4 protein-coding genes and 1 pseudogene are annotated in these 6,000 nt (G+C 56.7%); all 5 read left to right on the plus strand.

Annotated elements, in window-relative coordinates:
* The first annotated feature begins 204 nt into the window (after positions 1-204).
* The gene (locus OS035_RS33660; protein ID WP_442967727.1) at positions 205-729 is read left to right on the plus strand and encodes a metallophosphoesterase family protein; all 525 of its coding nucleotides are present in this window, start codon (positions 205-207) and stop codon (positions 727-729) included.
* Positions 730-1,199: 470 nt separating this feature from the next.
* Positions 1,200-5,090: a PIN domain-containing protein gene (locus tag OS035_RS32175; protein ID WP_331815242.1), complete on the plus strand. Its 3,891-nt coding sequence runs from the start codon at positions 1,200-1,202 to the stop codon at positions 5,088-5,090.
* Between the two features lie 59 nt (positions 5,091-5,149).
* Positions 5,150-5,263 (plus strand): annotated as a pseudogene (locus tag OS035_RS32180) (transposase); the annotation flags it as partial.
* An 82-nt stretch (positions 5,264-5,345) separates the two neighbouring features.
* On the plus strand, positions 5,346-5,651 hold the full coding sequence (locus OS035_RS32185) for a transposase (protein ID WP_331815245.1): 306 nt from the start codon (positions 5,346-5,348) through the stop codon (positions 5,649-5,651).
* A gap of 78 nt (positions 5,652-5,729) precedes the next feature.
* Positions 5,730-6,000 (plus strand): IS66 family insertion sequence element accessory protein TnpB (gene tnpB, locus OS035_RS32190; RefSeq protein WP_331815247.1); only part of this gene is annotated, 271 nt, incomplete at its 3' end.

Consider the following 6,000-nt stretch of genomic DNA (forward strand, 5'->3'; position numbering starts at 1 on the left):
CTGCACAACGCAGAACGGCCTATGACCGGGAGGTCATAGGCCAAGTCACAGTCATCACGTGCACGTTTCCTCTTTGGCGCGCCCGAGCGGCTTTCGGGAGATCGGCGCAGGGCATTGCCGACCAGCGCCTTGGAAAGAAGCCAAACGCTTGGAAAATCAGCGGGTGTTTTCCAGCCCTAGAAATGACAGTGTCGGTATCTTCGGATGACGGAGCCCTGGGTGACAAAAATTCTCGCGTGTTCAGATATCCATAACAACGTCAACGCCGTCAGGCAGCTTCGCGCACGCGAGGGTAACGTCTACGACGCTTTGATCGTCGCCGGAGACGTGGGGAGCGACGCTGCCGACGAGATTTTCGATATCCTCCGTACTTTCGATTGTCCCGTTCTCTATGTCTTCGGAAACTGGGACAGCCGTCTGGAGCACGATCGGAACTTCGGGGATAGCTGTCATCACCTCCACCTGTCGCCCTACCCTGTCGGCGATCTCACCATTGTGGGCGAGACCATCGACGGCATAGACCCGGAGTGGGAAGCGTCCATTGAGGCCAATACAGGCGACCCCGCGGGCGTTGCCATCGCTCGACAGGAATACATGGATAGGCACCGCGCGAAGCTTTCCGAGATCGTTGCTGCCCAAGGGCCCGAACGAACCGTTGTCGTCAGCCATGACCAAGACCCAGACGTTTCTACCGGGCGTGCCGCTCTTTCTCTTCGGTCATATCTATAGGTTCGAGGATATCAACTACCGTGGCCAGCGCTTCGTCAATGTCAGTGCCCTGGACAAGAAAGTCATGGTCACCAGGAAGGGACTTAGACGTGTCGGAGTTGGAGATTTTCGGTACCTGAATGACGGCAGCTACGTCGTCATCTCGCACGACGAGCGCGCGGGCTTCGCCCCGACGTTTCGATCCAGATTTCGCCGACTGGGAACGCGTCGAGGGCATATTCCATTCATCGGCGACGGAGGTAGAGTAAGAGTCGAATGCCGGCTCCGCCCAAAGCTGCGGCGCTTTATTTGAACCACCTGCCGATCATGATCTTACGGAAACAAGAGCGCGGATGCGTGTAAAGCAGGCCGCGCCGCAACCATCTTGTGGATAGCGGGAACATAGCGCGAACTCTCGTGGCACCTAAGTAGATAATCGGGCAGAATATTTTGATGCGTGCCCGTTGGTTTGGCGCGCCTTCAAGGACCGCATGGCATTATCCCGCACACAGATTCCGAAGCCGGAAAACCATCAAGACTTCGAACGCCAATGTGCAGTCCTTTGGTCGGCAAAACTAAAGGACCCGAATCTTCAGCGCTTGGGGCGGAGCGGTCAGAATCAGCACGGTCTCGATATCATCGGCATTCGCGACGATGACCCGCGAAAACGGGTCGGAATTCAGTGCAAGTTGAAAAGTGGGAACGGAAAACTCACCGAAAAAGAGGTCCGCAACGAATTCGAAGCGGCACTCACCATCCAGCCGCCTCTCACAGAATTTCACATCGTCACGACGGCCGACCGTGACACCGAAATCCAGCTGTTCGCCGATAAACTTGCGATCGAGCAAATGGATGCCGGTCGCAAAATCCGTTTTATCATTTGGGGTTGGCAGGCGATTACCGACGAGTTGGGGCAATATCCCGACGCACTGCTGGCGTTCGATGATAGCTATGGCGTATTCGGGCGACAGACCGTGGATGCCGTCAACAGAGGCATTGACCTCCAACAGGCGGGACAAGAGAAGCTTCTCGCCGCAATTTCCGAAATCCAATCGGCGATCAAGACGCAGTCCCCAGTGGACACTACGGTTGAAGTCGCGCTTGCAATCGAGAAACACCTCGACGCCGAGATCGACGGATACAGGGATGCGAACAAAGGTGGTCAACGGAGAATTGCTCTCGCCCAGTTCACAGCGCTTCTCGAACGCGTCCAACGTGATGGTGTCAGCGGCCGCATCCTGTTCCGCATAAAAGCGAATATCGGTACCTGCCATCTGCGCCTGGGGAACGAAGAGGAAGGTATAAAGTGGCTCCTCGAAGCTTACGACCACGCTCCCCTCGAGCCAAAGGCGATCGCCAACAAGGCATATGCCCATCTGTTGATGGAGGACTGGGATACAGTCCTCGCAATGGGCCGCGAAAACCTGGAGTCCGAAACCGCGGACGAAATGCTATCGTCGCACGTCATCCAAGCGGCGAGGTTTTCGGGTTTTTCAGGGGACCCTCTTACATTGGTGCCACCGAAGGACCGAGAAGCCGCCGGGGTTCTGTTGGCGGTGGCACTTTTCCAGAGATCAAAGCCTGGCGAGGACTGGAAGACGTTTTCCCGGACACTTGCCCAGCGTTTTCCAGAGGAGAGATTGGCTCGCCAACTCGCGGCAGAGGCTGATCTCGACGATGTCCTTGCCCATAGCGACTACATCGACCCTGTCTCGTTCACAGAGAATGATCTTCAAAAGCTGAAGCGCTCGTCGCTCACGCTGGCCGAACTTTGGCAGGAAGTGAAAGCGGAAGATAAAAAGCTCGATGAGGCAGAAATCGCCACCTGTGGCAATCTGATCCTGTCTTATAGGGTACTTGGTGATCATGCGTCGGCTATGGTCATCGTAAGAGAGATGCTTGCGATACCCGACCTTGACGATGATTCCATGCTGCGGGCCGCCGCAGCAGCCATGGAAGCGGGTGATCATCCTACGGTCGAGGAAATTCTACCGAAACTCCCGGCCTCTCCTTCAAGGAATCTTCTATTTTTGCAGATAGCCGTGCTCAAAGGCGATTGGGACGCGGTCGCCAAGCTCGATCCGGATGACGAAGAAGCGTATCCACCAACGGAACGGGTCTTATGCCGGACCGCGATACGACTGGGCCGACTCTGGCGAGTTCCGGATGAAGAGCGCGTCCCGCAACTTGCGAAACTGATCGAGGATGTCGAAAAACATCCCCGCGCCAGCATCATGACCGCTCAATATTGCGCTAGTATACGTCAGCCCGCCCTCGCCGAAAAGGCTTGGGTCAATGCCCGTTCGAACATCGACGACACGAGTCACATCGCCAGCCGCATGATGGTCGCGATATACGCCAGTCGAAATGGCTACTGGACGGATACCGCAAGCCTACTGATGGGGCATGTCGCGGTGGATCGCGATAGCGAGGAACTGAGGGCATTGGCCGGCTCGCTCGTCCAGGAGCGACCGATCAAACAACGCGCCATTGCGTTCTTCCAAGTATTGCCTGCGGAAGTCAGATCGTCTGCTCATTATCGATATCTCGAAGGTCTCATGGAGTTCAATCGGGGGAACCTTCCGTCCGCCGAACTGATCTTCAGCGCAGATATGGAAGCTTCGCCACGTCTCGAACTCCTCCTGATGATGATCATGATCCTGCGCCGCCAGAACCGCGGTACGGAGATTCCCACACTACTGGCTCGGTTCGACGTCGCAGGGTTGGATGGCACGCCGCTCGAGAAGATGAGGATCGCAGAGGAATTGCGACGCGCTGGACACGAACGGACGGCGATTGAAATGGCCTATCCGGTACTGCGTGCCAACCCAAACGACGAAGCGGTCAATCTATCCTACGCCATTCTCGTGTTCTCGATGGAGCACTTCGGCGACGTCGTCGGGACCGATACGGCGGATGTGGGCACGTGGGTCCAGCTCTCGGGAACCCACGACAAGGAGTTTGACTTCGTCATCGAGGAAGGTGCCGACGACCCGAGCGGTGGATATTTGTCGCCGACGCACGCGCTGGCGGCCGAGGTAATCGGCAAATCGGTAGGTGACACCATCAGCATCCCCCAGCAGATCGGGGACCAGATCACCTGGACCATAAAGGAGATCAAGCACCGTTTTCTCCATGCCTTCCATGATGTCCTAGCTAATTTCCAAACGAAATTTCCCACTTCCAAAGGCCTGTTCGCCTTCACGATGAACGAAGGCGACCTGTCGCCAGTTCTCGATATGGTGCGCCGTTTCGCGGAACGCGGCGAGAAAGCGATAGACCTTTACGTGAAGTCGCCAATCCCCTTCCAACTCGTCGCGGGAATGTTCGACGAAAATCCCATCGCTTTCGCCGGCAGCATCGTGGAAGCGGACGAAGACATCCGCACTTGCATGGGGATAGACCCGGAACGGGAGGCGGCCCATGCCCTCATCAGGAACAGCAATCGAAGAGGCGTGGTGTTAGACGCCCATGCCGCCTGGACGGCGGCGACCCTCGACGTACTCGATATAATCGAGGCATCTCTCGGGCCAATATACCTCCCCCAGTCGGCGCTCGATTCCCTCCTTACGTTCCGTGGATTTGACGACATCAGAAACTCCCCGTCGTTGACCCTTATTCATCGAGACGGGGAGACGTTTCGGCGGGAGCACACTCCGGAATCTCTAGAGGCACGGGAGCAGTACATCAGCCAACAGATCGAAAAAATCGAAAAAGCCTGCATTGTCTCACCTGTCGCTGCCCCCAATGACATCACACCGCTTGAGAGCATGATCTTGGAGCAGAGCGGGGAAAAGGTGTTTGACCCGATCTATCTCTGCACGGATGGCCGTGTCCTCCTGTCCGAGGACCTTCGATATCGACAGTTCGCCAAAGAAATGCGGGTGGAAGGTCTTTGGCTGCAGGCGCTCCTGATGGAGGCTCGTGGCAGAGGCGCGATATCAGCCGAGCGTTATGCCGACGCAGTCGTCAACTTGGCGATCCTCCGCCATGGCCCGGTAGCTATCGACGCGCCACTGATCAGATCAGTCATCGACCACGATCACAGCGGTGACCTACGAACACTCGACGCTCTGGCGCGCTACATCGGCAGCCGCGGGGCGGACTATATGTCTCATACCGCGGTTGTTCAGGAATTCATCGACAGCACGGCCGATGACAAATCCGTTGACCGCCTGGTGAGACAACGGTCCATCAGTATTCTGCTGCGGAAGCTGATCCGTCACACTGACTACAAATGGCCCTTGCTAATCGAGATGGTGGAAGAGCAACTCGGCTTTGACGATAGGAAGTATCTAATTGGGTGGCTCAAAGGACACTTTTTGGACCCGGCTATTGTCTATGCGGTAAGAAGACGTGTTGACGTGCCCCCAATAATTTAGGCCATTTGGAACTGGAATTTTCCACTTATGATCCCCGATGGGAAGAAGAGGAGAATTCGATGAAGGCCTCGAAGTTTTCGGAAGCGCAGATCGCGTTCGTGCTGAAGCAGGCAGCGGACGGCACACCGGTCGGTGAGGTCTGCCGCAAGGCAGGAATTTCGGACGCGACGTTCGTAACCGGTGTTCCGGCCCCACGTTGTCGTGAGCGCCCGATCTGTGATCGGCTTTCCATGGATAAACAATGGGAGTTTCTCAATGGAGAGTACACTGGAGGTTCTCACGACCAGGAAGTCTGGACGTGAGGTTCACCGGCACTGGCCGGACCAGGTCAAGGCGCGGATCGTTTCGGAGAGCCTTCGGCCCGGCGCGATGGTGAATGAGGTCGCAGAGCGGCATGGGTTGAAGCCGAACCACCTCTCGACCTGGCGGACGATGGCGCGGCAGGGCAAGCTGGTTCTGCCTGCACCCGAGGACGCGGTGGAGTTCGCGGCGGTTATCGTCGATCCACATGTCGCGGAGCTGCAGAGAAAAAAAAAACGAGTCGACCCGAGATCGTTGTAGGCGTTGTCACCATCCGGCTGGAAGAAGGTGCATCAGCCTCCGGATCGCCGCCGTCGCACGTGCCTGCGCGGTTCCGGCATGATCCTTCCGTCCAACCGTGTACGGATTATGGTCGCGACAAAGCCCGTCGACTTCCGCAAGGGCCACGATGGCCTGGCGGCACTGGTCAAGAACGAGCTGCGCAAAGACCCGTTCACGGGAACGGTCTTCGTATTCCGGTCGCGTAAAGCAGATCGATTGAAGTTGATCTACTGGGACGGCAGCGGTCTGGTGATGGCCTATAACGATCTGCATTCATACTGCATCTCTCTTTCGCATTCAGTTGAAGGTTTTGGCGTGGTTGGCATTT

Source organism: Rhizobium sp. 268, from assembly GCF_036571585.1.
Taxonomy (GTDB): Bacteria; Pseudomonadota; Alphaproteobacteria; order Rhizobiales; family Rhizobiaceae; genus Rhizobium; species Rhizobium redzepovicii.

Bases quoted from the DNA above. Each gene is read 5' to 3' on its own strand.
- OS035_RS32185 (WP_331815245.1), top strand. From the start codon at position 5,346: ATGGAGAGTACACTGGAGGTTCTCACGACCAGGAAGTCTGGACGTGAG.
- OS035_RS33660 (WP_442967727.1), top strand. From the start codon at position 205: ATGACGGAGCCCTGGGTGACAAAAATTCTCGCGTGTTCAGATATCCAT.
- OS035_RS32175 (WP_331815242.1), top strand. From the start codon at position 1,200: ATGGCATTATCCCGCACACAGATTCCGAAGCCGGAAAACCATCAAGAC.